We start from the raw sequence: 25,306 nt of genomic DNA on the forward strand, positions 1-25,306 counted from the left end.
CGGCATCGGAAAGAAGCCGGCACTGGCCGCACCGCATGGCGCCCGGAAGCCGCCGGGTCCGTGCCAGCATTTTTTCGCCTCCCGGAATACCGACATACAGCAATATGATATTACTTAAAAAATCAGGGATTATCGGAGCTGGCGGCAATGGCATGCAACCCAGACATCGAAGGCATCATCCATGCGCAGGACGTTCGGGAACGGCTGGCGCCTTCGTTCACCCGAGCCCTGGTCTCCAATGTCGCCGTTCTGGTCGTCGCGCTCGGACTGGCCTTGCTAGTCGCGATGGCCTGGCAGGGCACCGCCAGTAGCGAGGAGGCGGCACGACAGGAAATCGCCGAAACGCTCAACCGGACGCTGGGACGTTTGCGGATTCTGGTCCGTGCCGCCGAGATGACGGCGGAATCGGCCGAACGCGGTGTACGTACGCTCGGTGCGAGCGGGGCCATGCTGCGCCCGACCCTGGAAAATTCGCTGGCCGCGTTCGAACAGCGCCCGGAACTGAGTTATCTCGGCATCGTCCAGCCCGAGACGGGCGAATACGGGAACCTGGAGCGGACCGCCACGGGAGAGATCCTCCTCTGGCTGTTTCCCGGAAATCGCCCCACCGACCCGGCCGTACGCAATTTCATCCTGACCGACGAAGGCTTCGTCCCCCATCGGACCTACCCCGCCAACGGCTATGACCCGCGCCGCCGACCGTTCTACCAGGCGGCGTCGAACGGCCCGGCCGAGGGCACCTGGATGCCGGCATATCGGTGGATCGTCCATTTCTCGGACGACAGCGAGCCGCCTCTCTGGGGACTCAGTTACGCGAAGGCGCTTCGTGACGAGGCCGGCAAGTTGGTGAGCGTACTCGATACCGACTTCGACATACCGGCCCTGAACGGTTTCCTGAAATCCCTCGCCACGGAATATCACTCCCGGCTCCATGTCGTGGAACTGGGGGCGACGCCCCGCCTGATCGGCGGTCCCGATGTCGGCCGGGAGCCGCTTCCACTTCCCGCGGAACTCGCTTCGCTGAGCGGATTTTCCGGCGATGCTTTCGTCGATCGGATGGAGCTGGAAGGCGAGCAGCGATGGGTCGGTGCGCGGCGCCTGGATCTCAAGGGCGGCATTTCGTGGCTGGTCGTCGCCTCGCGCACGGCGCCCTTCATCGAGGCCCCGCTGCGTCACCAGTTGTTCCAGGTGCTGGGCATGGGTCTGGCGATCGCGCTGGGCCTGGTGCTGGTTTCGGTCCGCACCGCCCGCCGTTTCGGCAGGCCGCTCGCCGAACTGGAGCGGCGTGTCACCGGCATCGGGCTGCATGACTTGAACGCCTCGGCGACGAGCCCCCTGTCCTCCGCGGACGACTTTCGGGAAACCCAGCTCCTGGGCAAGGCCCTCGACCGCATGGCCGCGGCCGTCCGGCAGCAGGTCCGGGCCAAGGAGCAGCAAGTGGCCTCGCTCGCCCTGAAAGGGGCCCTTTTCGATTTTTCCTCCGCGGCGATCTTCAGCCTCGACCGCCAACTGAAGGTCATCGAATGGAATGCCGCCGCGGAACGCCTGTTCGGCCAGGAGCGGGACGGGGTGCTCGGCCGGGCCGCTGGCGAAGTGGTGACGGCTCCGAACGGGCCCGCCGACTGGGCGGCGATCCTGGGCTCGACGGCTACCGGCACGTTCCAATTCCTCGGCGCGCATGGCCCGTTCGACGCGGAACTGCGATTCGTGACCTTCACGCAGGAAGAGCGCGAGATCCACACCTTCGTTCTCAACGATATCTCGGAACGCAAACACACCGAGCGGCAGTTGCGGCAGGAGCGCGACTACGCCGACGCGGTGCTCAACAGCCTGCCGGGCGTCTTCTATCACTACGACGAAAACGTGCGCCTGAGGCGCTGGAACAGGAACCTCGAACGGATCACCGGCTATAAATCCGAAGAACTCGCGGGAGTCGAGCCGACGATCTTTTTCGCCGACGAGGACAAGGCGCTGGTCGCGAGCCGGATCGGCGAAGTCTTCGAGAAGGGAGAATCCTCGGTCGAGGCGGATTACCTGCTCAAGGATGGCCAACGGATTCCCTACCTGTTCACCGGCGTGCGCTTCGAGTACGACGGTCGGCGCGGTTTCGTCGGCGTCGGCTACGACATCAGCGAACGCAAGCGCGCCGAACAGCGTATCCGCCACCTCGCTATGCACGACGGCCTCACCGACCTGCCGAACCGCAACCTGATCCAGGAGCGCATCGAACAGGCGATCGTCCGGGCGCGCCGTGGCGGCCGCCTGCTCGCATTGCTCTATCTCGACCTGGATCGCTTCAAGGTTCTCAACGACGGCTACGGCCATTTGTTCGGCGACGCCGTACTGAAGACCGCCAGCGAACGGCTGCTCAAGCTGGTGCGCGAAGGCGATACCGTGGCCCGCCTCGGCGGCGACGAGTTCCTGATCCTGCTGGCCGACCTGGAGCAGCCGGCCGACGCCGATGCCGTCGCCCGCAAGATCGTCGGGAGCCTCGATTGCCCGATCGTCGTGCAGGAGCGAAAAATCCACCTGTCCGGCAGTATCGGCGTGAGCCTGTTCCCCCGCGACGGCGAAACCGCCGACGAGCTGATCGACAACGCCGACATGGCGATGTACCGGGCCAAGGAACTGGGCCGCAACACCTACCAGTTCTTCACGCGCGCCATGAGCCTGGAGACGCAGCGCCGCGTCGACCTGGAAATCAAGCTGCGCGGCGCGGCGACGGCAGGACAACTGCAACTCGTCTACCAGCCCAAGGTGAGCCTGGAAAATGGCGGCATCAGCGGCTGCGAGGCGCTGCTGCGCTGGCATCATCCCGAGCTGGGCATCGTATCTCCCGAGCACTTCATTCCGATCGCGGAGGACTCCGGCCTGATCGTGCCGATCGGCGACTGGGTGCTGCGCACCGCCTGCATGCAAGCCAGGGCCTGGATGGATGCCGGCTTGCCGCCCGTCTGCGTTGCGGTGAACGTCTCCACGCGCCAGTTCCTGCAGCAGGATGTGGTCGCCTGGGTGACGCGCACGCTCCGGGAGACAGGCCTGCCAGCCGCCCGGCTGGAACTCGAACTCACCGAAAGCCTGATCGCCCGGGATATCGAGAAGGTGACCGCGACCATCGACCAGCTCAAGGACATCGGCGTGAAACTGTCCATCGACGATTTCGGCACCGGCTATTCGAGCCTCAACTACCTGAAACGCTTCCGCGTCGATACGCTGAAAATCGATCAGTCCTTCGTGCGTAACATGCTGACCGAAATGGAGGACGAGACCATCGTGCTGGCGGTCATCGCCCTCGCCCACAACCTCAAGTTCAAGGTGATCGCCGAGGGCGTGGAAACCGAACAGCACAGCCGTTTCCTGTGTTCGAACGGCTGCGACGAGATCCAGGGCCATTATTTCAGCGAACCCGTGACGGCCGAGGCGTTCGAGACGATGCTGCGCGCCGGCAAGCACTTGTCCTGACGCGTTGAGTCCTTCATCGCCTGCAGCTCATTGCTGACGCCGGCAAGTTCGTGGGCGCGGAACTGGCCACGCCGGAAGTCAGAGCATTTCCAGCACGATTCCCGCTCACCTTTCGTAGCGAACGGCATGCACGGATTTCTCCCCTCTCCCATGCCTGGGAGAGGGATCGGGGGAGAAGGAGCTGAAAGCCTGTTGATCGGGTATTGCATGAAAATGCTGGCCGGAGCGGATTCTTCCCACCGGAAGCAATAATCCATTAATTATCCGATCAATCATTATTAATTATGAATTAATAATAATCGATCTAGACTAGACGGGTCACAGCAGCCACACAAAGGAAGTGCGCCAATGCCGTCCCGTCGTCGTGTCCTCTCCGCTCTCGCCCTCTCCGCCGCAAGCCTGGCCCTGGCCCAGCCGATCCGCCTCGCTCGCGCCGCCGATGCCGCCACAGTCCTGCAATCCCGCCCCATCCCCTCGACCGGCGAGCTTCTGCCGGTGATCGGCATGGGCAGCTCCGGCAGTTTCGACGTCGGCGCGAGCCCCGCCGAGCGCGATCCGCTGCGCGAAGTGCTCAGGCGCTTCTTCGCAGCGGGCGCCAGCCTGATCGATACCGCGCCCGGCTACGGCCGCGCCGAGGCGGTCATCGGCGAGCTGCTGGCCGAAACGAACCTGCGGCAAAAGGCTTTTCTGGCCACCAAGATCGGCGCCGTGGGCCGCGAGGCCGGGCTGGCCCAGTTCCGCCGCTCGCTGGAATTGCTGAAGACCGACAAGGTCGAGTTGCTGCAGGTGCACAGCCTGCAGGACTGGAAGACGCAGATCGCGCTGATCGGCGAATTGAAGGCACAGGGCAAGACCCGCTACACGGGCGTCACCCACTGGCAGGACAGCGGCCACGACGAACTGGCCGAAGTGGTCCGTGCGGTACGCCCGGACTTCCTGCAGGTCAACTATTCGGTGATTTCGCGCAGCGCCGAAGCGAAAGTGTTTCCGCTGGCCCGAGAGCTGGGCGTGGCGGTCCTGGTCAACCGCGCCTTCGACGACGGACGGCTGTTCTCCAGGGTCAAGGACAAGGCCCTGCCGGGCTGGGCAGCGGAAGCCGGCATCGACTCGTGGGCGCAGGCCTTCCTCAGGTTCGCGCTGAGCCATCCGGCGGTCACCGCGGTCATCCCGGCCACCGGAAAGCCGGATCGGCAGAGCGACAACCTCAAGGCGGGCAGCGGTCCGACCCTGACGGAGGCACAGCGGCAATCCCTGATCGAACTGCTAGCCTGAGGCCGAAATGAACACAGCCTCTTCCCGACTGGCCGGCCTGTTCAATCTGGAGCCGAACGAAGCGCCGGCCGTACTGGCCGGCCTGCTGATGTTCTTCCTGCTGTTCGCGGGCTATTTCATGCTGCGCCCGGTGCGCGAAACCATGGGCGTGGCCGGCGGCGTGGACAACCTGCAATGGCTGTTCACCGGCACCTTCGTCGCCACGCTGGTGGCGCTGCCGCTGTTCGGCTGGCTGGCCTCGAAGGTATCGCGCCGCCGCATCCTGCCGTGGGTCTACGGCTTCTTCGTGCTCAACCTGCTCGGCTTCGCGATCGCCCTGCTGGCCTGGCCGGACAGCGTATGGGCCGGACGCGTTTTCTACATCTGGCTGTCGGTGTTCAACCTGCTGGCGATCTCGCTGGCCTGGAGCGTGCTGACCGACGTGTTCGCCAGCGGCGAGGCGAAGCGCCTGTTCGCGCTGATCGCCGGCGGAGCCAGCATCGGCGGCCTGGTCGGGCCGATCCTCGGCACCCTGCTGGTCGAACCGCTCGGGCATGCCGGCCTGCTGATCCTGGCCGCGATCATGCTGGCCGCCAGTGCGCTGGCGGCAGCCTGGCTGCATCGCTGGCGCGACCGCAACCCGCCGCCCGCGGACAGTCCCTCCGGCCACGAGCCACGCGGCCGGCCGCTGGGCGGCAACCCGTTCGCGGGCGCCACGGCGGTGTTCGGCTCCCCCTACCTGATCGGCATCGCGGTGTTCGTGCTGCTGCTGGCAACCGTGAGCACCTTCCTGTACTTCGAACAGGCGCGGATGATGGCCGAGCATTTTCCGGACCGCGCCCGCCAGACCCAGGTGTTCGGCCTGATCGACAGCGTCGTGCAGACCCTGGCGATCCTGACCCAGGTGTTTTTCACCGGCCGCATCGCGCAGAAGCTGGGCGTCGGCGTGCTGCTCGTGGCCGTGCCGCTGGCGGTGGCCGCCGGCTTCCTGTGGCTGGCCCTCGCTCCGGAGTTCGCGGTGTTCGTGATCGTGATGGTGGCGCGGCGGGCGGGCGAATACGCCCTGGTGCGTCCGGGCCGGGAAATGCTCTACACCGTCGTGCCGGTCGAGCAGAAATACAAGGCGAAGAACTTCATCGACACCGTGGTGTACCGGGGCGGCGATGCGCTCAGCGGCTGGATCAAGCGCGGCCTCGACCTGGTGGCCGAGCATCCCGCCCTGGCGATGTTCACCGGCATGTTCATCGCGCTCGGCTGGGGCCTGGTAGGCGCCGGCCTGGGCCGTGCCCAGCACAGACGCGAAACGCACGCCCAACAGCCCGACGCCGCCCCCTAGCCTCCTCCGGCCGCCGCGTGGCGAGATCGGTCGGGAGCCATGCGCCCCCGTCCGGCACGCGACGGCCCCATCCCCTCAAACCCCACTTCATGAACGCAAGGAGTACGCCATGTGGCGATTGACCCGACGTGAGATGCTCGCCCTGACCGGCTCGACCCTGGCCCTGTCCGCCCTGGGATTGCCGGCCCGCGCGGCCGAGGCCGGCCCGACCCTGGTGCTGGTCGAGAAGGATGCGCCCGCCGTGAGCTTCTACGAACTGCCGCAGGGCAAGCGACTGACCAGCGTCCCGCTGCCGACCCAGCCGCACGAGATCGTGGCCGACCCGGCGGGCCGCTACGCCTACATCGCGCAATACGGCGTGGCCCGCTGGCGCGGTCCCGGCGCCGGGGGCGACAAGGTGTTCGTCATCGACCTGGCCGCCCGCAGCCTGCACCGCACCATCGACCTGTCTCCGTACCGGCGCCTGCACGGCATCCGCATGGACCAGGCCGGGCGGCTCTACGTGCTGGCCGAAATGGAGTCGGTGCTGCTGCGCTTCGACGATCCGGCCAACAGCGACCTGCCCGACCAGGCGGTGCCGGTGGGCGGCGTGCGCAGCCACTATTTCGTGCTGCGGCGCGACGGCCAGCGCGCCTATGTCGCCGACTCCCTCAGCGGCCTGGCGATCCTGGTCGATCCGCAGGATCCATCCAGGGCGCCGCTCAAGCGCTTCACCGGCAAGGGGCCGGAAGGCTGCTGCCTGAGCCCGGACGAGAAGGTCTTCTACGTCGTCAACCGTTATGGCGGAGAGATCGTCGCGCTGGACGCCCAGGACCTGCGGGAGCTGCGCCGCGCGCCGACGCGGGGCGAAGCGGTGCGCGTGGTTTCGCTGCCGGACGGACGGCTGATCGTTTCCAACGAAGCGGACCGCAGCCTGTCGCTGCTGCACCCGGAAACCCTGACCGAGGAACGTCGGCTAGCGCTGGAAGCGGCGGCTCCCGGGCTGAACCTGGACGCCGGCCGGCAACGGCTGTATGCCGCGCTCGACGACAACCGCGTGGCAGTCGTCGACCTCGCCGGCTGGAAGGTCGACGGCTATTTCCCGACGCAGGCGGGCCCCGACAGCGCGGTCGTCCTGGCCGGCGCATGACCCCGATGGCGGCGCCGGGCGGGCAGGAGACGCCGGCCGCCGCCGGACGGCCGGAGCGTCAGGCCGGTCGCCATGCAGGCTCCACACCGCCAGCGGACAGGGCCTCGCCAAGCGGCGCGAAGGAATCATCCCCCTCCCAGTGCGGCATCTGCGCCAGGCGTTCGGCGAGGAACTCGATCAGCTTGCGGACCTTGAGGGAACCGCGCTGGGTGGTGGGATAGACCGCGCGGAACGCGAAAGTACCCACCACATAGTCGCCCAGCACCGGCACCAGGCGCCCCGCCAGCAGCTCCTTGCCGGCGACCAGGCTTGGCAGGCACACGATCCCCGCCCCGCCCAGGGCGAAATCACGCAGCAGATGGACGGAACTGGAACGCACCTGGCCGGGAAGATTGATTTCCAGCCGCTCGTCGCCACGACGGAACACGAACTGATAGCGACTCGGATAACCGTCGTACAGGCCGATCGTATGCCGCAGCAGGTCACCGGGATGACAGGGCGCGGCGTGATTGCGCAGATAGCCGGGCGACGCGCAGAAAATCCGCCGGACCCGGAACAACTGGCGCTCGACCAGGGTGTCGACCAGCGCGGGGAAAAACTGCAGGGCGACGTCGAAACCCTCCTGGATCAGATCCACGATCCGGTCCTGGACGACCACTTCGAGTTCGATGCCGGGATACAACTGCATGAACTCGGCCAGCAGGTAACCCAGGTAATCGATGGCGAACGCCGAAGTCACCTGGATGCGCAACCTGCCCTGGGGCTTGGCGCGCAGGTTGCGCATGTTCTCGGTCAGCCGCTCGAAACCGGCCAGCATCTCCACGCAATCCTGGTAATAGGTCTCGCCCACCTCGGACAGGCGGACGTGCCGGCTGCTGCGATGGAACAGCGGCGCCTGGATGAACTGCTCCAGTTGCTGGATACGGTGGCTGATGACCGAGCGCGTGACGCCCAGTTGCCTGGCCGCCTTGGCGAAATTCCCGGTTTCCGCCACACGGACGAATGCCTCCATGCAAAGCAGACGATCCATTCAACCTCCCGTGCCCCGTCGGACCGACATCCGCGCCGTCGACCGGAACGAAACCGGCGTGCGCCCGGTGGCCGAACGACCCCGCCTCACGCCGGCAGCGCCCCACAATGCAACGAATGGCTCGATGACGACGACACAACCAATCTATATGAATGTATACATATCGATATCGACAGGAAGCGCAGGAACACCTTTGGCAGACGGCCTGCAAGGCACTCTAAAAATAAAAAATATTCAATATATTTCATACAGATAGCCAAGCAAAAGAACTATCGTCGCGAACGGATCGTTCGAAATTGTACGCTAATCATTTTTCTATGTATAAGGATATATTTCGGGCGTTCTGTCCCATCCGGCCCCCCTTCAGGAAACCACGCCTGCTCGAACTGCCCGTAGCGCTCCCTCGATCGGGTCGATACGGCTCGCCGGTACGGGATGCTGTTCATTCCCTGCGCGAGAATCCCGATGTCCACCTCGATCGCCCCGCCCGCCCCTACGCCGCGCCCTTCCCTGCTGCTGGCCCTGGCCATCTCGATGGCCTCCTTGTCCCTCCCCGCGCAGTCGGTGGAGCAGGACGAGGAAAACGAAGAAGAAACCGTCGTGCTCGACACCCTGGACGTTTCGGCCAAGGGTGTCACCGTCGGCGCCGCCGGCCTGGAAGCCGGCGCCGGCTTCCGTTCGCGGAATGCGGAGTTCGGGCTGCTGGGGGATCGCGATATCCGCGATACCCCGCTGAGCATCAGCGTGATCAACTCGGACATGATCCGCAACACCCAGGCCACCGGCCTGAGCGATCTGCTCAAGTACCTGCCCAGCACCCAGATGCAGGCCCGCGGCGGCATGGAGATCGGCCGCCCGCAGACCCGCGGCTTCCAGGGTGGCGTAGTCTCGAACAGCCATCTGGATGGCTTCAACGTGGCCATCACCACCGCCTATCCCATGGAGCAGGTGGAACGCCTGGAAGTGATCAACGGCCTGAGCGGCGCCCTGTACGGACCCGCGGCTCCGGCCGGCGATTTCAACCTGGTCCACAAGCGCCCCACCGCCACGCCGCTGCAGCACGTCCGCCTAGGCTTCGCCGACGACAGCCGGCTGCTCGGCCATGTGGACCTGAGCGATACCCTCGGCTTCTTCGGCTACCGGCTCAACCTGCTGAACGAACAGGGCGACAGCTATTCCGGCAAGAGCGATACCCAGCGCAGCCTGGTGGACCTGGCCCTGGACTTCCACCTGAGCCCCGCCACGGTGCTCGAAGTCAACGCCAGCCACTACGAATACGAAGCCTGGGGCCTCCCCAACCAGTTCTCCTACGGCGACAACCGGCGCCTGCCCCACGCGCCCGACCCCGAGGACTCCGGACTGGGCCAGGGCTTCACCGGCGCCTACCTGGAAACCAACACCGGCACCCTGCGCCTGCGGCACGACTTCAACGAGGACTGGAAGATGGTCGCCGGCGTCTCCCGGCAGATCGCCGACCGCGACATGTACAACGGCACCAACCGGCTGGACAACGACCGGGGCGACTACACCACCCTGGTCAACGCCAGCCAGGCGGCCAGCCGCTTCATCGTCACCAGCGACCAGTTGCGCTTCAACGGCAAGCTGCAAAGCGGCCCCTTCAGCCACGACCTGGTGCTCGGCACCACCGGTTTCGACTGGGACATCTACGGTGTGGAGAATCCCCCCCGGCAGGCCAACCAGATCCTCGGCACGGCCAACATCGATTCGCCGCGCAACTTCCCGGAGATCGACCTGTTCCACACCGATGACCGCTACCGCTCCGGCACCACCGAATACCGCACGGTGACCCTGGGCGACACCATCGGCTACGGGCGCTGGTCGCTCATGGCCATGTTCAGCAAGACCTGGATCCAGTCCCGCAGCTACGACAGGAACAGCCAGCGGACCAACGACAGCAGCGACGACGGCATCAACCCGACCTATTCCATAAGCTACAAGCCGCGGGACGACATGACCTTCTACGTGTCCTACGCGGAAAGCCTGGAAGTTGGCGATACCGCGCCCACCGGCGCGCTGAACGAGGGCGAGACCCTCTCTCCCTACGAAAGCGAGCAATGGGAAGCCGGCTTCAAGTGGCGCGCCCGCGGCATCGATCTGGCCGCCGCGATCTTCCGCATCGAGCGCCCCTTCGCCTACCTCGACAACGGTGTCTTCAGCGAACAGGGCACCCAGGTGAACCGTGGCCTGGAGCTGAGCGCCAACGGCGAGATCCTCCCCGGCCTGTCCGTCTATGGCGGCGCCACCTGGCTCGACCCCAGGCTGCGCGACACGGCGCGGGAAGACACCAGCGACAAGCGCATCGTCAGCGTGCCCAAGATCCAGGCCAACCTGCTCTTCGAATACGACGTTCCCCGGCTGCCCGGCCTGGTGCTGATCACCAACCTGCATCACACCGGCAAGCGCGCGGCCAACCAGACCAACACCCAGTGGGTGGGCGCCTACAGCACCTTCGACATCGGTACCCGCTACACCCACAAGGTCATGGGCAGGAACGTGGTCTGGCGGGCCGACCTGTACAACCTGACCGACCGGCACTACTGGGCCTCCATCTTCGCCAACTCCGTGGACGGCTCCGCCACCAGCAACGGCGCCTACCTGGGCGCACCGCGGGAATTCCGCGCCTCCGTATCCTTCGACCTGTGAAAACCTCATGTCCGGACTGATCAACTGGGAACTCCTCATGCAGCTCACCTGGCCGCCGGCGCTCGAACGCGCGCCCATGTGGGACGGCTTCGCCCGCCGCTACGACGGCTACACCCGCCTGAGCGCCGACTACGTGGATGCGCAGGTGGACATCCTCGGCCTGCGGCCCGACGAAAGCCTGCTCGACGTCGGCGCCGGACCGGGGCGCCTCGCCATCCCGGCGGCGCGCCGGGCGCGGCAGGTCACGGCGCTCGACATTTCGCGCCCCATGCTCGACGAACTGGAACGCAACGCCGCCGCGGCCGGCGTCGACAACATCCAGCCCCTGCAAATCGCCTGGGACAAGGTGCTGCCGGGCGAAAACGTCCCGCTGCACGACGTGGTGCTGCTGTCGCGTTCGCCGGCGATGCGCGACCTGGCCAAGGTGGACGCCCTGGTGCGCCGCGCCGCCTACGTGATGCTGTATTCCGGCCCCAGCCTGAAGTCCTTCCACGACCGCCTGGTGGCCGGCATCGAAGAAACGCCGCCGGTGGGCGCTGGCCGCTCGGCCCTGCCGGGCCACGCCCTGATCTTCAACCGCCTGCTCGACATGGGCATCGAGGCCCGCGTGGACTACCTCGCCGACGGCTTCAGCCGCTGGTATCCCGACGAAGAGGCCGCCGTGGCGGATTTCGCCTGGCTGGATCTGCCCGCCGGCAGCGAGGCGCGCCTGCGCGCCAACCTCGCCGCCTACCTGCAGGAAGAGAACGGTGGGCTGCGTCTGCGCATGGAAACCCGCACCGCGGTCGTCTGGTGGTGCAAATGAGCCGCGAGGCGCAGCGTCGAGAACCGCGAGACCCGGACCGATCGTTCTTCGCCGCACTCCCGCGGAAACGGCCGGCGAACCAGCGCTCCGGCCCCGAAAGAGGTAATCCATGAGCATCGAAGCCCCCCTCACCGCCACGCTGCCGGCCGGCCCGACACGCCGCCGCCTGTGCAGCGCCATGGCCGGCGGCGCCTTGCTGGCATTGCTGGGCATGCCCGGCGCCAGGGCGGAAACCCGGCGCACCCTGAGCTATTACGGCGGACAACTCCGGCTACCGGAACGCATCACCCGCATCGCCACCGCCTGGGAGGCACAGAACGCGGTCATCGCCATGCTCGGCCATGGCCAGGACATCGTCGCCTCCACGCGCATCGTGCGCCAGATGCCGGTGTTCCGCCGCTTCGTGCCCTCCATCGCCGACGCCGCGCTGGCCAGCGGCGGCGGCGCCAACGATGTCAACGTCGAGGAACTGCTGCGCGTGCGCCCCGAGCTGCTGTTCGTCGCCGGCAGCCTGCCGCCGGCCAAGCGCAAGGTACTCGAAGGCGCGGGCATCGCCATCGTCGAACTGCGCGCCAACTCCCTCGATGCCCTGCTGGAGCGCGTGCGGATCAGCGGAGAAATCCTCGGCCCGCAGGCCCAGGAGAAAGCGCGGGACTACCAGGCGTATTTCCAGGACAACGTCGCCAGGGTGCGGCGCGCGCTGGAAGGGGTGCCGGCGGAAAAACGCCGGCGCCTCTACCACTGCATGGGCGATCCGCTCAGCACTTCCGGGCGTCCCTCGCTGAACCAGGACTGGATGGATCTCGGCGGCGCCATCAATGTCGCCGAACACTGGTTCGCCACCCCCGTTCCGAGCGGCAAGGTCTCCCTGGAGCAGATCATCGCCGCCGACCCCGACGTCATCGTGGCGATGCGCGCCGACGATGCCGCGCTGATCCGGCGCGATCCGCGCTGGGCCGGCCTGCGTGCCGTGCGCGAAGGCCAGGTGCACGCCAACCCGCGCGGCATGTTCTGGTGGTGCCGGGAAACCTCGGAAGAAGCCCTGCAATTCCTCTGGCTGGCCCGGCTGCTCTACCCGGACGCGCTCGCCGGAATCGACATGCGCGAGGAGACCCGGACCTTTTACCAGCGCTTCTACGGCTATCGGTTGAACGACGATGAAATCGCCGAATTCCTGCAGCCACGCTCCTGAGCCGCTCGACCGGCCCCCGGCGCAAAAGACTCCCGCGAGCCGGAAGCGCCGCGCCCCCGCCGGCGCGCTCGATCATCACATCATTCCCCCGGAACCCCGCATGCGACTCATCGGCCTCGGCGCACTCCTGCTCATGCTCGTCCTCGTCTCCTTCGGCATCGGCCGCTACCCGGTCTCGCCGGATACCGTGCTGGCCATTCTGGCGGGCAAGCTCTTCTCCATCGACCCCTTCTGGACGCCGGAAACCGAGGCCGTGGTGATGGGCATCCGCCTGCCGCGGATTCTCGCCGCGCTGCTGGTCGGCGCCGCCCTTTCCGTGTCCGGCGCCGCCTACCAGGGCCTGTTCCGCAACCCCATGGTCTCGCCCGGTATCCTCGGCGTGTCCGCCGGCGCCAGCCTGGGAGCGGCCCTGGCGATCCTGCTCGGTCACGGCATGCCGGGCATCCAGGGCCTGGCCTTCGCCGGCGGGCTGGCCGCCGTCGGCGCCACCTGGGCGATCGGCGTCACCATCGGTCGCCAGGGCGACCCGGTGCTGGTGATGGTGCTGGCCGGAATCGTCATCGGCACCCTGTTCACCGCCCTGGTCTCCCTGGTGAAGTTCGTCGCCGATCCCTACAACACCCTGCCCGCCATCACCTTCTGGCTGATGGGCAGCCTGGCCTCGGTCGATCTGCCCGACCTGTCCATCGCCGCCCTGCCGATCCTCGCCGGCCTGGCGGGACTGCTGGCCATGTCCTGGACCCTCAACGTGCTCTGCTTCGGCGACGAGGAGGCCAGGGCCCTGGGGCTGGAAACCGGCCGCCTGCGTTTCGTCGTCATCCTCTGCGCCACTCTGGTCAGTGCCGCCGCGGTGGCCATCGCCGGGATCATCGGCCTGGTCGGGCTGATCGTCCCGCATCTGGCGCGCATGCTGGTCGGGCCGGACCACCGGGTCCTGCTGCCGGTCTCGACCCTGCTGGGCGCCGGCTTCCTGCTGGCGGTGGATGACCTGGCCCGTTCCCTGTTCGAAGTGGAAGTGCCCCTGGGCATCGTCACCTCCATCATCGGCGCGCCCTTTTTCCTGTATCTGATGAACCGCAGCCGCAAGGCCTGGATCTGAGGGAGCGAAACCATGCTGGAAGTGCAGCGCCTGAACTGCGGCTACGCCCGCCGGACCGTCCTCGAAGACATCACCTTCGACCTGAACCCGGGCGAACTGCTCTGCCTGCTCGGCCCCAACGGGGTGGGCAAGACCACCCTGTTCAAGACCCTGCTCGGCCTGCTGCCGCCGCGATCCGGGGAAATCCGCCTCGACGGCCGGCCGACCCGCCACTGGTCGCGACGCGAGTTCGCCCGCTGGGTGGGCTACGTGCCGCAGGCCCATACGCCGCCCTTTCCCTTTCAGGTCGAGGACGTGGTCGCCATGGGCCGCACGGCCCACGGCAGCCTGTTTTCCGGCCCCGGCCAGGAGGGCCGGAAAGTCGCCGCCGAAGCCCTGGAAACCCTCGGCATAAGCGCCCTGGCCAAGGCCAGCTACACGGAAATCAGCGGCGGCGAACGGCAACTGGTGCTGATCGCCCGCGCCCTGGCCCAGCAGCCGCGCATCCTGGTGATGGACGAACCCACCTCGAACCTGGACTACGGCAACCAGTTGAAAGTGATGGCGCACATCCGCCAGATCGCCCATGGCCGGGACATGGGCATCATCCTCACCACCCACCACCCCGATCACGCCCTGCTCTACGCTTCCCGGGTGCTGACCCTGGACCGGGAAAAACGCTACCGGGTCGGCGACCCGGCCACGCTCATCAGCGAAGACTACCTGCGCCGCACCTATGGCGTGGAAACGGAAATCCACGAGATCGACCGCCATGACGGCCGCAAGACCCGTATCTGCATTCCCGCCGGCGACACGGGGAAAACCTGAACGCAACCGGCGTCGACGGGTTCGAAGCGATAATCCTCTTCCTCCCACGTCGACGAGATGGACATGGACAAGCAGCGTAGAAGAACACTCCGGCTCCTGGCCGGCGCGACGGCCGCGGTCGCCCTGGCGGCCGGGATCGCGCCCGCCTCGTGGGCCGCCCCGGCACGGACCGGACGGGAACGCAGGATCGGCATCATCGGCGCCGGGCAGGTCGGCTCGACGCTCGGCCGCCTGTGGATCGAAAGCGGGCACCGGGTGATGTTCGCCTCCCGCCATCCGGACCGGCTCGGCGGGCTGGTCGCCGAACTCGGCGAGCGGGCCGGCGCGGGCAGTCCGGCCGAGGCGGCGCGTTTCGGCGAAATCGTTCTCCTGGCGGTGCCCTACGGCGCGCTGCCCCAGCTCGGCCGCGATCTCGCGCCCCTGCTGCGCGGCAAGCCCGTCCTCGACGCGACCAACCCCTACCGCTGGCGCGACGGCGAGGCGGCGGACCTTGCCGAACGGCAAGGCGTGGGCCTGACCAGCGCGGGCTACTTTCCCGACGCGCATCTGGTGCGCGGCTTCAATTCGATCGATGCCAGCGCGGTCGCCGGCAACGCCCACAAGGCTTCGCCTGCGATCGGCATCCCGCTGGCCGGCGACGACCAGGCGGCGCTGGAAGAGGTCTCGGCCCTGGTCCGCGATGCCGGCTTCGAACCGGTCGTCGCCGGGCCCCTGGCGAGCGCACGCCTGTTCCAGCCGGGCACACCGTTGTTCCGGCAGGTGATGAGCGCCGAACGGTTGCGCAGCCGCCTGGACGAACAGCGCTGACAGGCAGCGGCTCCGGCCGCGACGGAAACCGCCCACGGCCCGATGGCCGCATGGCGCTCAGCCGCCGTGGAGCCGCGCCGCCATGAACCGGCTGCGCTGCCCAATGCTCCGCACCGCTTCGATCAGGGCGCGCGCGGCCGGATTCGTCCGCGGCGAAAAAGCGTAGAAGCAGGCGGCCGGCAGCGCGGGCAAGCGCTCCTCCTCCCCCAGTTCGCGCAAACCTTCGCGCAACTGGCTGCGGGCGACGACCGTCACCGCAAAACCGGCCAGCGCCGCGGACAGGCAGCCGGCCATGCTGCCGCTCTCGAAGACCACGCGCCAGGGACGGGCCACGCTGCCGAGAGCGGCAAGGGCCGCCTCGCGGTAGATGCAGGGCTCCGGGAACACCGCCAGCGGCAGCGCTTCGGCAAGGTCCGCCGCGCACGCCGAGGCATAGGCCCAGACCAGCGGCTCCCGCCACAGCAATTCGCCCTCGCCGTTCGTCCGGCTGCAGCGCTTGCCGAAGACCACATCCAGATGGCCCCGCTCCTGCTGGCGCAACAGGTCGGCGGTGATACCGACCTTCAGCTCGATCGACGCCTGCGGATGCCAGCGGTGGAAGCCCTGCAACACCTGGGGCAGCCAAGTGCCCGCGAAATCCTCGGAGGCACCGACGCGCAGCCGGCCCTGAATCGTCGAGCCGCGCAGCCTGGCCCGCGCCTCGCGCTCCAGATCCACGATGTTGCGGGCATAGGCGTACAGGGTTTCTCCGGCCTGGGTCAGATCCAGGCGTCGCGTGGTACGCGCCAGCAAGGTGTCGCCAGCGGCCAGCTCCAGGCGCTTGATATGGCCGCTGACCGCGGACGGTGTGAGCGCCAGACGTTCCGCCGCCAGGGCGAAGCCACCACTGTCGACCACCTCCAGGAAGGTACGCAGCAGCACGATATCGAGCGTCGGAGAGCTCGTACCCACGGTCTTGTCCATGGCGCCCCATTCAACGAGATAACTCAATAATGGATGGAGATTATTCATCAATCGCGTTTTTCCATCCACTTAACATCATGGCGAACCATGCCCGTCCGGAGAATCGCGATGACCGAATACGCCTTCGTCACCACCCCACAGCTCGAAATCGCCTATCGGCAATGGAACCCGCACGGAATCCGCACGGCCGTGCTGCTGCACGGCTGGCCGGACAGCCCGGCCTGCTGGAAAGCGGTGGCGCCCGCGCTGGCCGATGCCGGTTACCGGGTCCTGGCCCCCGCGCTGCGGGGCTTCGCGCCGACGCGCTTTCGCGATGCGGCGACGCCGCGCAGCGGGCAACTGGCGGCGCTGGGCCGCGACCTGCTGGATTTCATCGACGCGCTGGACCTGCGCCGCCCCGTGCTGGTCGGACACGACTGGGGCGCGCGGGCCGCCGCGAATGCCTGCGGACTGCGGGAGCGGGTCGCCTCGCACCTGGTGATGCTGTCGGTGGGCTATGGCACCAACGATCCGAACCAGTCCATTTCGCTGCAACAGGCGCGCAACTACTGGTATCACTGGTTCATGGCCACACCGCGCGGGGAAAGGACGGTGCGGGAAGAGCGCCGGGCCTTCGCGCGCCGGATGTGGGATACCTGGTCGCCCGCCGGCTGGTACGACGAGGCCGATTTCGACCAGGCCGCGCAGGCCTTCGATGGGCCCGACTGGGCGGACGTCGTGCTGCATTCCTATCGCCATCGCTGGGGATTCGTCGGGGGAGACGCGCGCTTCGCCGCAGACGAGCAGCGCCTGAATCCCGCACCGCTGCTGTCCATCCCGACCCTGGCGATCCACGGCGCCGCGGACGCCTGCAACGATCCCGAGAGTTCCAGCGGGCGCGAGCGCTTTTTCAGCGCTCGCTACGAACGCCTGCTGCTCGATGGCATCGGGCATTTCCCGCAGCGCGAGTCGCCCTCGCGGGTGAGCGATGCCATCGTGCGGTTCTGCTCCACGGAGTGAACGGAGCCCGGCCGCATCCCGCTGCGGAAACCGCGAACGGAACAGCCGGGAAGCCGGCGTTCAGATCTTCTGCATGCAGATATTCAGGGTCTGAATCCGGTAGGCGACCTGCCTGGGCGTCATCCCCAACAGGCGGGCCGCCTTCGCCTTGACCCATCCCGCCTGTTCCAGGGCGGCGATCAGCCGTTCGCGATCGTCCAGGGTTCCATCATCGGCCAGCGATGGAGAACCTCCGTCATCCAGGCCGGCCAGGGAAAGCACGTTGCGCGTGATGACGCCGTTTTCACTCATGATCGACGAGCGCTCCAGGCAATTTTCCAGCTCGCGCACGTTGCCCGGCCAGTGGTGCTTCTTCAGCACCTCGATGGCGCAATCGGTTATGTCCAGGGATCGCCCCTGCTGGGACGACAGCTTGTCGAGCAGGAATCTGGCCAGTTCGGGAATGTCGGCAAGGCGCTCGCGAAGCGGCGGAGCCTGAATGGGCATGACGTTCAGGCGATAGTAGAGATCCTCGCGGAAATTGCCCTTTTTCACCTCGCTTTCCAGATCGCGGTTGGTCGCGGCCACGATGCGTACGTTCACCCTCACCGTCTGGTTGCCGCCGACCCGCTCGAACTCCCCCTCCTGGAGCACCCGCAGGAGCTTGGCCTGGAACGTGGGTGAAATTTCGCCGATCTCGTCGAGGAACAGGGTACCGCCATCGGCCTGCTCGAAACGCCCTTTGCGCTGCTTGACCGCACCGGTGAAGGCGCCCTTCTCATGGCCGAAGAGTTCCGACTCCAGCAGCGTCTCGGGCAGGGAGGAACAGTTCAGGCGGACCAGCGGACAACGCGCGCGTGGCGAGTTGCAATGAATGGCGCTGGCGATCAGTTCCTTGCCCGTACCGGATTCGCCGAGAACCAGGACGGTGCTGTCCCATCTGGCCACCTGTCTGATCTGCTCGAATACCCGACGCATGGAGGGGGTGCTGCCTATCATCATGTTTTCGATGCCATGTTGGGTTCGCACATTGCCGCGAGGTTCGTCGCGCTCGCTCGTCGTGCAGCGGCTGCCCGTGAGTTTCGCCATGAGATGAACCGTCTGCGACAGCAGGTTGGCGACGATTTCGAGAAAATGGGCGCGTTCCGGCAGCGATACGTCCTTCCGCCCATCGGGCTGGGCCGCTAGAACACCGATGGTGTCGTCTTCGGGCCCCTTGATCGGCACGGCGATGAAGGGCGACTCGGGATCGTAGAGCGCCAGCCGGTCGAGAAAACGGGGAGCCAGGGAAACGCGTTCGAGCATGACGCTTTCGCTGTGCTCGAGCACATGGCCCATGACGCCCTCACCGCGCCGATAGCGGACCTCCTCGGCAGCCTTGGCTACCAGCCTGGAACTCGTATGGATGGCGACGACCCGCAGCATGCGGGGCTGCGGGGCGGCAATGATGGATACCAGGCCGTGCAGCAATCCCAGGTAGTCATGCAATATGGCCAATACCTGCGCCACTGCCTCCTTGGCCTGTCGGGTCCGGCGCAGAACTCCGGCGATACGGGCGAGAGCCCGTAATTGACAATCATCGGGCTCTAGCCTGTTCGACTTTGGCTGGTCAGGTTTGAAGTAGGTCGGAGTGCTAAGGGGAAAGATTGCATTCATGAACATTCCTCCATATCCAGTCGAGAGAACGGCCCGGCAACGACTCGACATCATCGCTGCACATTAATTTTTATTATCGTTCCCGACTCGAACATCGTCTGCCATCGAACCCACGGGCAGGCTTCAGCCTCCCTGGCGCAGGCCCGGTCGCGCAATCGAACCCGGGCCACGCATTACTCAAGTACTCAACCATGCCGATAATATCGGCGCTTCGAAAAAAGTGATCGAAGAATCCAGAAGTTCGGATAATCGATAATGCCACTTCGCCAACCTTCTCGATGAAGCAGTGTTGCAAAGAACTATGACGAGGATATGTCCAGATCCACACCGGCAGGACACATCGACAGACAATGGCATTCTGACTTTATCGACAGCCATTGTCGGCCGAGCTTCACGACGCCGCATGAGCGATAACATGAAAACAAGAAAAACACAGCAGCCCAGTGCATGAATCCTGACTGCAAGCGGAATTGCTGAAGTTTAACTTCAGCATATTGCGACAAAATGCCGCATCAATGATATCGATACATCCGCCAGCGCCTGCCGGGATGCCTCACAGCGAATCCCCCTCACATTTCTACAGATAACGAACATGAAATTATTCGCCTATATAAAAACCGCTTCCCGATACAACAGGTCGTTTGCCCGATCATCGGCAATCCTCCGAATCCCTCGCCCAATCGATTGATTTTCCTGGGCTCCGGCGTGGTATCGACTGCCATGGCGACATTCGCTCGGGTCGCATCGTCATTAAACGAACCACCCCGCTAAAAGAGGCGCACCGCCTCTCGCCGGGAAAGCGACCTCGATACTACCCGTGAATCCGCGCCCGAAACGGCTGCGCCTGCTCTTTCGAGCATATCCACGAAACTCCGCCCATCTTCATGACTGGAGCCGGTGGACAAATATCGGCAGGAATTCACTTTACTGCAATCCACGAGCGGTACTTTCGTACAGCAACCAGACGAACTGGCTGAAAAATCAGAAAACGGCTTGGCCAATATTCCCCGGATGGCCCTCCCGGTATCGGAGCGGCAACTCCAGAGATATTGCAAAAGGTCGGTTGAATCATGCTTGCGCCAGCAATCGCAATAGCGCGCACGGCAATACGGATGTCGCTCCCGGAAATAATCGCGAAACCCCGGCCGGCCAATCGGCGGGGCGTTAAAACCACGCACCGGACATCCAGCCGCCATGGCCAGCCGGGACAAGTTCATCGAGTACCTGCAGCGACCGAATAAGTCATCGGTATTCGACTCGGTCCTGCGGCAATGCATTTGTATCCGAATAAAAGGAGCCGGGCATGTCGAAATCATCCGACACGACGACCGATACCGTAGGCGTCGGAAAAAAAGCGCGCAATGTTCTGAACACCGAAGATATCCGTATATTCGTCCAGTCCATCGCCAACGAAATATTCGGCGTGGCCCCGAGCGGACGGCGCGCCGAACTCCGGGCCTGGTTCACCGGCGCGGCCGCGAAATGGCTGATCCGGGAAGGCGAGGCCTGGGAAGTCGAACGCTTGCCGGACGACGCCCAGCCATGGGCCTTGAAAGCGCTGGCCGAGCACCAGCCCTTATGGAAAGTGTCGCTGGACAAGAGACTGCGGACACGCCTGCATCATCTGGCCGACTGGTCCCTGTACGCCGCCCCGAGGCAGATCAACAAGGTCAGCTTCGAGGATGCGCTGGACAAGATGGTGTCATGGATGCTCACCATCGCCCCCGAAGACCGCGACGATTACGCTTCGGCCGAGGTCGGGACGACCAGGATCATGGAGGTCGCGAAGCATGCCGGCCTGCCCGCAGGTTGCCACTGGGTCAGCCTGAACGATGCCAGCGCCCTGGAGCGCGAAGGCATCCTGATGAAGCACTGCGTACGCAGTTATGCCGACAAGGTCGGCGACGGCAGCGCCCAGGTCTATTCCCTGCGCGACGGCGACGACCTTTCCCTGGCCACGCTGGAACTTTCGCCCCATCGCTCACCGCAGCAACTGCTCGACATGTGGCCGTGCTCCGCCGTAGCGCGCCGGGAACGCCAGCGCGAACTCGACGCGGGCTACAGGGTGCTCGCCTTCATTCAACTGCGCGGACGTCTGAACCAGGATGTCTCTTCCGCCGTCATCGACGCCTTCCTGCAACTGCAGTCGCATCTTCGCTCGCGGGGATACGTCATCTGGCGCGGCGAGGAATTCGACAACTGCCGGCTCACCGGCATCGTCAAGGACCGCGGCATACTGGAACCCGTCGCCAGCTTCCCGGCCGGCGCCTTCATCGAAAGCATGGCCTGGGACGGCGCGAGCGATGCCGTCATTCCGGAAGGCCTGCGCTTCGCTACCCTGGAAATCTACAATGCCCGCGACACCAGTCGTTGGCCGGCATCCCTCGATGCCAGGCGCATCCGCCTGCACAAGGAAATCCACTATCTGGATGCCCGATCCTGGCAAGTGGAAGAGGTCATCTTGGATTCCGACCTGCTCGTCCCCTCCTGCGCCGACGGCGAACTCTTCCTCGGCCGCCTGGAAAAGCTGATCTTCGATGAAAAGTCGGTTTTCACCGGCGCCCCCGAACGCTGGGAGGGAGCCAAACGCGACGCCTTCATCGCCCCCGGCAAGTATCTGTCCCGCCTTTGCGCCCAGGCGCGGAAAGTGTTCCTGCCCTGGTTCCGCGCCGACAGCATCGAACTGCGCGACACGGAACATCTCTACGCCCCCGGCGTGGATGCGGACGATCTGCGCGTGTCCACGGCACGGAACGCGCGCTACCTCAACCTCGATTTCGCCTCGCTGAAAAACCTGGCCATCCTGGGCAGCGCGGCCCGAAGCGGCCACTTCAGCGCCTGTTCGATCCAGGTCGGCTGCAACCGCTCGGAACACGAAGGCTTCCGCGGGCTTTCCGGCCATGCCCCTTCCCCCGCCGATGACCGATCGACCTCCCTCGAACTGGCGATCGCCCTGGAAGAACTGGACCTCCAGCGGAGCGGCCAGCCCGGCGAGTGGATATCCCGCCTCACCGAGGCGCAGCCGGATAAGACCCGCTTGCTCGGCGACTGGTCCTTCATCCGCCGTCTGGCAGACTTCGCCGACCGATCGAGCGTCCGGCAGGTCAGCTTTTCGCCGCTCGGGAAGCGGAAACCGCTGCCCGCCGTGTTCAAGGAGGGAAGCGACACCTTGCGGAACCTGGCGTCGCTGTCGGAGATCATGGCGGCCGACCCGGCCTCGGATGGCAGAAAGGCCGAATCGATCCGCGCCGCCCGCACGGCCTCGACCAAGGAGGCGACATCGGACTGGAGTCCGGACGAGAAGGCCGGCTTTTCCATCTGGGCATCGGCCGGCAACTGGCAGCCTGTCTTCAACCCCGGAAACGACCCGGATGCGCCGGTATCCCGCAACCTGCCGCAGGGCGGCGATCGAGCCGACGGCAATGCCCTCGAACGCGCCTTCGCGCGCATCGACGCGCGGCGCAGCGAAGAGGCCAGGCGCGTCTGGGTGGACAAGCGTCCGCCGCGCGGGTTGCCCGGCAACTACGCCATTCTCCAGGCCTTCCATGATGTCGGCTGGCTCTGCGCGGTCCTGCTCTGGGCGGACAACGAAGCGCCGCTCGAACGCCTGCTGCCGAAAACCGCTCCCTCGCTGGAAAGCATGCGAACACTGCCGGCCGAAATACAGGATGCGTTGATCCTGCGCTTCGGCGCGGTCGGGCATGGCGCGTTGCCGGCCGGTTGCACCAAGCATCCGGAAGATACCGGGCATCTTTTCCCCGCCCGCGGCACGTCCTTCGCTCCCCCGCCGCAAGGCGTCCGGGACGCCTGGAAACGGCTCGGCGTCCACCTGGACGAAATCGAAACCCGGGAAATCCGCGACTGGGCCGAAGATTGCGCGCGCCGCGCGCTTTCCTGAACGACCCGGCGAGCACCGAAGCGGCCCCGGCGCGGGGCCGCCGTCTCCGGCAGGAATACAGAGAGGGAAACGAACGTACGACAGCGGTGCAGCCCCATGCGCCGGAGAACCGTCCGGCCAAAGGCCGCGGTGGCGCCCCCTTGCCCGATCGAACAGATCGGGCAAGGGAACAGCGCGTTTCAGCGGAACCGGGCGGCCCTTCAAGCGGCCCGTATCAAGGCGATGCCATGCCCGAGCAGTTGAAATGCGATCCAGACCATGAAGCAGCCGATCAGCAGATCGAGAATCCTCCAGGCTCTCGCGCTCTTGAAAAACGGTACCAGCAGTTTGGCGCCGTAACCCAGGCCGAAGAACCAGCAGCCGGATGCCAGCAGGGCGCCCACCAGGAACTGGATCTTGTGGTCGAGAAGCAGCAGGGTGCCCGCCACGCCGCCGACCACGACCACGGTATCGAGATACACATGGGGATTGAGCAGCGTCACGGCCAGCGTCGCCAGAATGACTTGCCTGGCCTTGCCGCCGCCCGGATCGTCCCTGCCGACTTCCAGGACGCTGGTGGAGCGCAGGGCACTGTCGAACGAGCGGATGCCGTACCAGATCAGGAAACCGCCGCCGCCCAGGGACAGGGCTATGGAGGCCATGCGACTACCGGTGATCATCGAGCCCAGTCCCATGACCCCCACCGTTATCAAAAGCGCGTCGCACAGGAAACAGGTCAGCGATACCCAGAAAATGTGCCTCTGCAACAATCCCTGTTTGAGCACGAAGGCATTTTGTCCGCCGATCGCGATGATCATGCTGCCGGACAACAGGGCGCCTTTCAAAAAGTTTTCCATATATCAGCCCGCCCCTTCGTCACTGAGTTCATAACCCGCCGCTCGCAATACCTCGATCGCTTTGCCGATATCGTCGTTCCCGACGAACAGGTAATCGGTATCGAAGGAAGAAATGGCCAGAATGCTGATGCCCGCCGCCGCCAGCGGCGCGGTGACGGCATTCAGGATTCCCGACTCGGACATGTCCAGGACGGTATCCAGCTTTATCGCGCACCAGTCATCCGACTTTTCGAGAGCATCCGGCAGGCTTTGCTCCCGGGAACCTATGACGGTATTGACGTTTTCCTCCGCGATCAGCGCGAAAACCTTCAGGTCGCCGGTCGGCGTTTCCTTGCCGGTTTTCCAGACCGCGAACTTCGTGGCCAACAATTTCAGTTTCGGCTTCGCCACGCTCGTCACTCCACCAGCTTGATGTCCACGCCGATCGACGCGCGATAACCGGGCTTGCTCTCGTCGAGCAGATGTATGGGGGTCACTTCATGCCAGAGATCCGTGCCCAGGTCGGGCTGCATGATGCCCTGGCCGACCTGCAACTCGCATTCGAAGATCGGCGTTTTCCTGTCGGAGCCATAAATGATGCTCGTGCCGCCGCCGATATTGTTCCGCTCGATGACCAGCGCGGAAAGAATGTAATCCGCGCCGTCCTGATGAATGCCTTCCGGTGAGTTCGTGCTTATCTGACCGTGCTCGTAGCGAATGATCGTGTGGTGAACCACGGCTTCGATCTTCTGGACCGACTCGTGTTTCCTGCCTATCTGCTCGGAGAGATGCGCGAGAATCCTGTTCAGGTTGGTGTCGTACATCGAGTCCGGCAACTCCTTGAACTCCCGCGCGAATATCCGGTAGTCCACGCCGGGGCCGGTAATCAGCGCCTGGGGCTGTGCGAAGCCCTTTCTCGGCACCCGATTGATCGACCAGTCGCCATCCCTGGCGATTTCGAACTCCGAAACCAGCCGATAACGGGTCGGACGCAACTCGCTGACCTTTTCCAGGGTTTCGTCCGAAACCCCGGGCAGTAGCGCCGGAAGATCCGAGTCGGCGATGACGCCTTCGTAGATACCCATCCAGACGTTCGGATCGATGCCATCGAGCTCCTGCCGCGAGAATTGCGATTTCAACAGGCTGACCTTGTTTTGCCGCAGCAGATAGTTGTCGGGCTCGTAATTCTGATATTCCTTGCTGATGCAGCCCTGTACTTCCTGGGTATCTATCCCCAATTCGGCGAGATTGATGAGGGTTATCGGGGACTTCAGAGTATTCAGCAACATGTTTCCGACTCCTTACGAGAGTTGAGTTCACTTACGCTGGGCGGTACGCGCCGGGCGGCGATATCCCGCCTGGCGCTGCGAATACGCATCCGTGCCGCGGCAATGATTTTTCCGACGATATCGCG

Annotated in this window: 18 protein-coding genes; 12 read left to right on the plus strand and 6 right to left on the minus strand. The window is 65.3% G+C overall.

What is annotated here, in order from left to right:
* Window positions 1–147: 147 nt before the first annotated feature.
* The 4 genes from AVCA_RS12015 to AVCA_RS12030 all read left to right on the plus strand — a co-directional run bounded on the left by AVCA_RS12015 (window position 148) and on the right by AVCA_RS12030 (window position 7,178).
* Window positions 148–3,462, plus strand: coding sequence for a bifunctional diguanylate cyclase/phosphodiesterase (locus tag AVCA_RS12015; protein WP_012701201.1), 3,315 nt, complete (start codon window positions 148–150; stop codon window positions 3,460–3,462).
* A gap of 348 nt (window positions 3,463–3,810) precedes the next feature.
* Window positions 3,811–4,734, plus strand: coding sequence for an aldo/keto reductase (locus tag AVCA_RS12020; protein WP_012701202.1), 924 nt, complete (start codon window positions 3,811–3,813; stop codon window positions 4,732–4,734).
* Between the two features lie 7 nt (window positions 4,735–4,741).
* Window positions 4,742–6,049 (plus strand): NTP/NDP exchange transporter, encoded by a 1,308-nt coding sequence (locus AVCA_RS12025; protein ID WP_012701203.1) that lies wholly within the window; start codon window positions 4,742–4,744, stop codon window positions 6,047–6,049.
* A gap of 109 nt (window positions 6,050–6,158) precedes the next feature.
* On the plus strand, window positions 6,159–7,178 hold the full coding sequence (locus AVCA_RS12030; RefSeq protein WP_236616121.1) for a YncE family protein: 1,020 nt from the start codon (window positions 6,159–6,161) through the stop codon (window positions 7,176–7,178).
* Window positions 7,179–7,236: 58 nt separating this feature from the next.
* Here AVCA_RS12030 and AVCA_RS12035 read toward each other — a convergent pair whose 3' ends face one another.
* Window positions 7,237–8,208 (minus strand): LysR family transcriptional regulator, encoded by a 972-nt coding sequence (locus AVCA_RS12035; RefSeq protein ID WP_081434884.1) that lies wholly within the window; start codon window positions 8,206–8,208, stop codon window positions 7,237–7,239.
* A gap of 465 nt (window positions 8,209–8,673) precedes the next feature.
* Between AVCA_RS12035 and AVCA_RS12040 the strand changes: the two genes are divergently transcribed.
* The 6 genes from AVCA_RS12040 (at window position 8,674) to AVCA_RS12065 (ending at window position 15,582) form a co-directional block, all read left to right on the plus strand.
* Window positions 8,674–10,872 (plus strand): TonB-dependent receptor, encoded by a 2,199-nt coding sequence (locus tag AVCA_RS12040; RefSeq protein ID WP_231876344.1) that lies wholly within the window; start codon window positions 8,674–8,676, stop codon window positions 10,870–10,872.
* 7 nt (window positions 10,873–10,879) lie between these two features.
* Window positions 10,880–11,677 carry a class I SAM-dependent methyltransferase gene (locus tag AVCA_RS12045; RefSeq protein ID WP_012701209.1) on the plus strand — a complete coding sequence of 266 codons (798 nt, stop codon included), beginning with the start codon at window positions 10,880–10,882 and terminating at the stop codon, window positions 11,675–11,677.
* 109 nt (window positions 11,678–11,786) lie between these two features.
* Window positions 11,787–12,869: an ABC transporter substrate-binding protein gene (locus AVCA_RS12050; protein ID WP_012701210.1), complete on the plus strand. Its 1,083-nt coding sequence runs from the start codon at window positions 11,787–11,789 to the stop codon at window positions 12,867–12,869.
* A 100-nt stretch (window positions 12,870–12,969) separates the two neighbouring features.
* Window positions 12,970–13,968: a FecCD family ABC transporter permease gene (locus AVCA_RS12055; protein ID WP_012701211.1), complete on the plus strand. Its 999-nt coding sequence runs from the start codon at window positions 12,970–12,972 to the stop codon at window positions 13,966–13,968.
* Between the two features lie 12 nt (window positions 13,969–13,980).
* Window positions 13,981–14,775, plus strand: a complete 795-nt coding sequence (locus AVCA_RS12060) for an ABC transporter ATP-binding protein (protein WP_012701212.1) — start codon at window positions 13,981–13,983, stop codon at window positions 14,773–14,775.
* Window positions 14,776–14,838: 63 nt separating this feature from the next.
* Window positions 14,839–15,582 carry an NADPH-dependent F420 reductase gene (locus tag AVCA_RS12065; protein WP_236616123.1) on the plus strand — a complete coding sequence of 248 codons (744 nt, stop codon included), beginning with the start codon at window positions 14,839–14,841 and terminating at the stop codon, window positions 15,580–15,582.
* Between the two features lie 57 nt (window positions 15,583–15,639).
* Here AVCA_RS12065 and AVCA_RS12070 read toward each other — a convergent pair whose 3' ends face one another.
* Window positions 15,640–16,545 carry a LysR family transcriptional regulator gene (locus tag AVCA_RS12070; RefSeq protein ID WP_175555890.1) on the minus strand — a complete coding sequence of 302 codons (906 nt, stop codon included), beginning with the start codon at window positions 16,543–16,545 and terminating at the stop codon, window positions 15,640–15,642.
* Window positions 16,546–16,653: 108 nt separating this feature from the next.
* On the opposite strand from AVCA_RS12070, the gene AVCA_RS12075 reads away from it, so the two are divergent.
* A complete protein-coding gene (locus AVCA_RS12075; RefSeq protein ID WP_012701215.1) occupies window positions 16,654–17,544 on the plus strand; it encodes an alpha/beta fold hydrolase in 891 nt (296 codons plus the stop codon).
* Window positions 17,545–17,604: 60 nt separating this feature from the next.
* On the opposite strand, the gene nifA is transcribed toward AVCA_RS12075, so the two are convergent.
* Window positions 17,605–19,179 carry a nif-specific transcriptional activator NifA gene (gene nifA, locus AVCA_RS12080; protein WP_072432498.1) on the minus strand — a complete coding sequence of 525 codons (1,575 nt, stop codon included), beginning with the start codon at window positions 19,177–19,179 and terminating at the stop codon, window positions 17,605–17,607.
* Window positions 19,180–20,482: 1,303 nt separating this feature from the next.
* Here nifA and AVCA_RS12085 point away from each other — a divergent pair.
* Complete coding sequence (locus AVCA_RS12085) at window positions 20,483–23,077, plus strand: hypothetical protein (RefSeq protein ID WP_012701217.1); 2,595 nt, start codon at window positions 20,483–20,485, stop codon at window positions 23,075–23,077.
* Window positions 23,078–23,277: 200 nt separating this feature from the next.
* Here the strand turns inward: AVCA_RS12085 and AVCA_RS12090 are convergent, their stop codons facing one another.
* Genes AVCA_RS12090 through AVCA_RS12100 form a run of 3 tightly spaced genes read right to left on the minus strand, consistent with a single transcriptional unit; the run spans window position 23,278 to window position 25,181 of the window.
* On the minus strand, window positions 23,278–23,901 hold the full coding sequence (locus tag AVCA_RS12090) for a LysE/ArgO family amino acid transporter (protein ID WP_231876417.1): 624 nt from the start codon (window positions 23,899–23,901) through the stop codon (window positions 23,278–23,280).
* 15 nt (window positions 23,902–23,916) lie between these two features.
* Window positions 23,917–24,303, minus strand: a complete 387-nt coding sequence (locus AVCA_RS12095) for an ACT domain-containing protein (RefSeq protein WP_012701219.1) — start codon at window positions 24,301–24,303, stop codon at window positions 23,917–23,919.
* Between the two features lie 5 nt (window positions 24,304–24,308).
* Entirely contained in the window at window positions 24,309–25,181 is an 873-nt protein-coding gene (locus AVCA_RS12100) for a 2OG-Fe dioxygenase family protein (RefSeq protein ID WP_012701220.1), read from the minus strand.
* Window positions 25,182–25,306 lie beyond the last annotated feature (125 nt).

This window comes from Azotobacter vinelandii CA, assembly GCF_000380335.1.
Classification (GTDB): domain Bacteria; phylum Pseudomonadota; class Gammaproteobacteria; order Pseudomonadales; family Pseudomonadaceae; genus Azotobacter; species Azotobacter vinelandii.

Bases quoted from the DNA above. Each gene is read 5' to 3' on its own strand.
- AVCA_RS12015 (WP_012701201.1), top strand. From the start codon at position 148: ATGGCATGCAACCCAGACATCGAAGGCATCATCCATGCGCAGGACGTT.
- AVCA_RS12020 (WP_012701202.1), top strand. From the start codon at position 3,811: ATGCCGTCCCGTCGTCGTGTCCTCTCCGCTCTCGCCCTCTCCGCCGCA.
- AVCA_RS12025 (WP_012701203.1), top strand. From the start codon at position 4,742: ATGAACACAGCCTCTTCCCGACTGGCCGGCCTGTTCAATCTGGAGCCG.
- AVCA_RS12030 (WP_236616121.1), top strand. From the start codon at position 6,159: ATGTGGCGATTGACCCGACGTGAGATGCTCGCCCTGACCGGCTCGACC.
- AVCA_RS12035 (WP_081434884.1), bottom strand. From the start codon at position 8,208: ATGGATCGTCTGCTTTGCATGGAGGCATTCGTCCGTGTGGCGGAAACC.
- AVCA_RS12040 (WP_231876344.1), top strand. From the start codon at position 8,674: ATGTCCACCTCGATCGCCCCGCCCGCCCCTACGCCGCGCCCTTCCCTG.
- AVCA_RS12045 (WP_012701209.1), top strand. From the start codon at position 10,880: ATGTCCGGACTGATCAACTGGGAACTCCTCATGCAGCTCACCTGGCCG.
- AVCA_RS12050 (WP_012701210.1), top strand. From the start codon at position 11,787: ATGAGCATCGAAGCCCCCCTCACCGCCACGCTGCCGGCCGGCCCGACA.
- AVCA_RS12055 (WP_012701211.1), top strand. From the start codon at position 12,970: ATGCGACTCATCGGCCTCGGCGCACTCCTGCTCATGCTCGTCCTCGTC.
- AVCA_RS12060 (WP_012701212.1), top strand. From the start codon at position 13,981: ATGCTGGAAGTGCAGCGCCTGAACTGCGGCTACGCCCGCCGGACCGTC.
- AVCA_RS12065 (WP_236616123.1), top strand. From the start codon at position 14,839: ATGGACAAGCAGCGTAGAAGAACACTCCGGCTCCTGGCCGGCGCGACG.
- AVCA_RS12070 (WP_175555890.1), bottom strand. From the start codon at position 16,545: ATGGACAAGACCGTGGGTACGAGCTCTCCGACGCTCGATATCGTGCTG.
- AVCA_RS12075 (WP_012701215.1), top strand. From the start codon at position 16,654: ATGACCGAATACGCCTTCGTCACCACCCCACAGCTCGAAATCGCCTAT.
- nifA (WP_072432498.1), bottom strand. From the start codon at position 19,179: ATGAATGCAATCTTTCCCCTTAGCACTCCGACCTACTTCAAACCTGAC.
- AVCA_RS12085 (WP_012701217.1), top strand. From the start codon at position 20,483: ATGTCGAAATCATCCGACACGACGACCGATACCGTAGGCGTCGGAAAA.
- AVCA_RS12100 (WP_012701220.1), bottom strand. From the start codon at position 25,181: ATGTTGCTGAATACTCTGAAGTCCCCGATAACCCTCATCAATCTCGCC.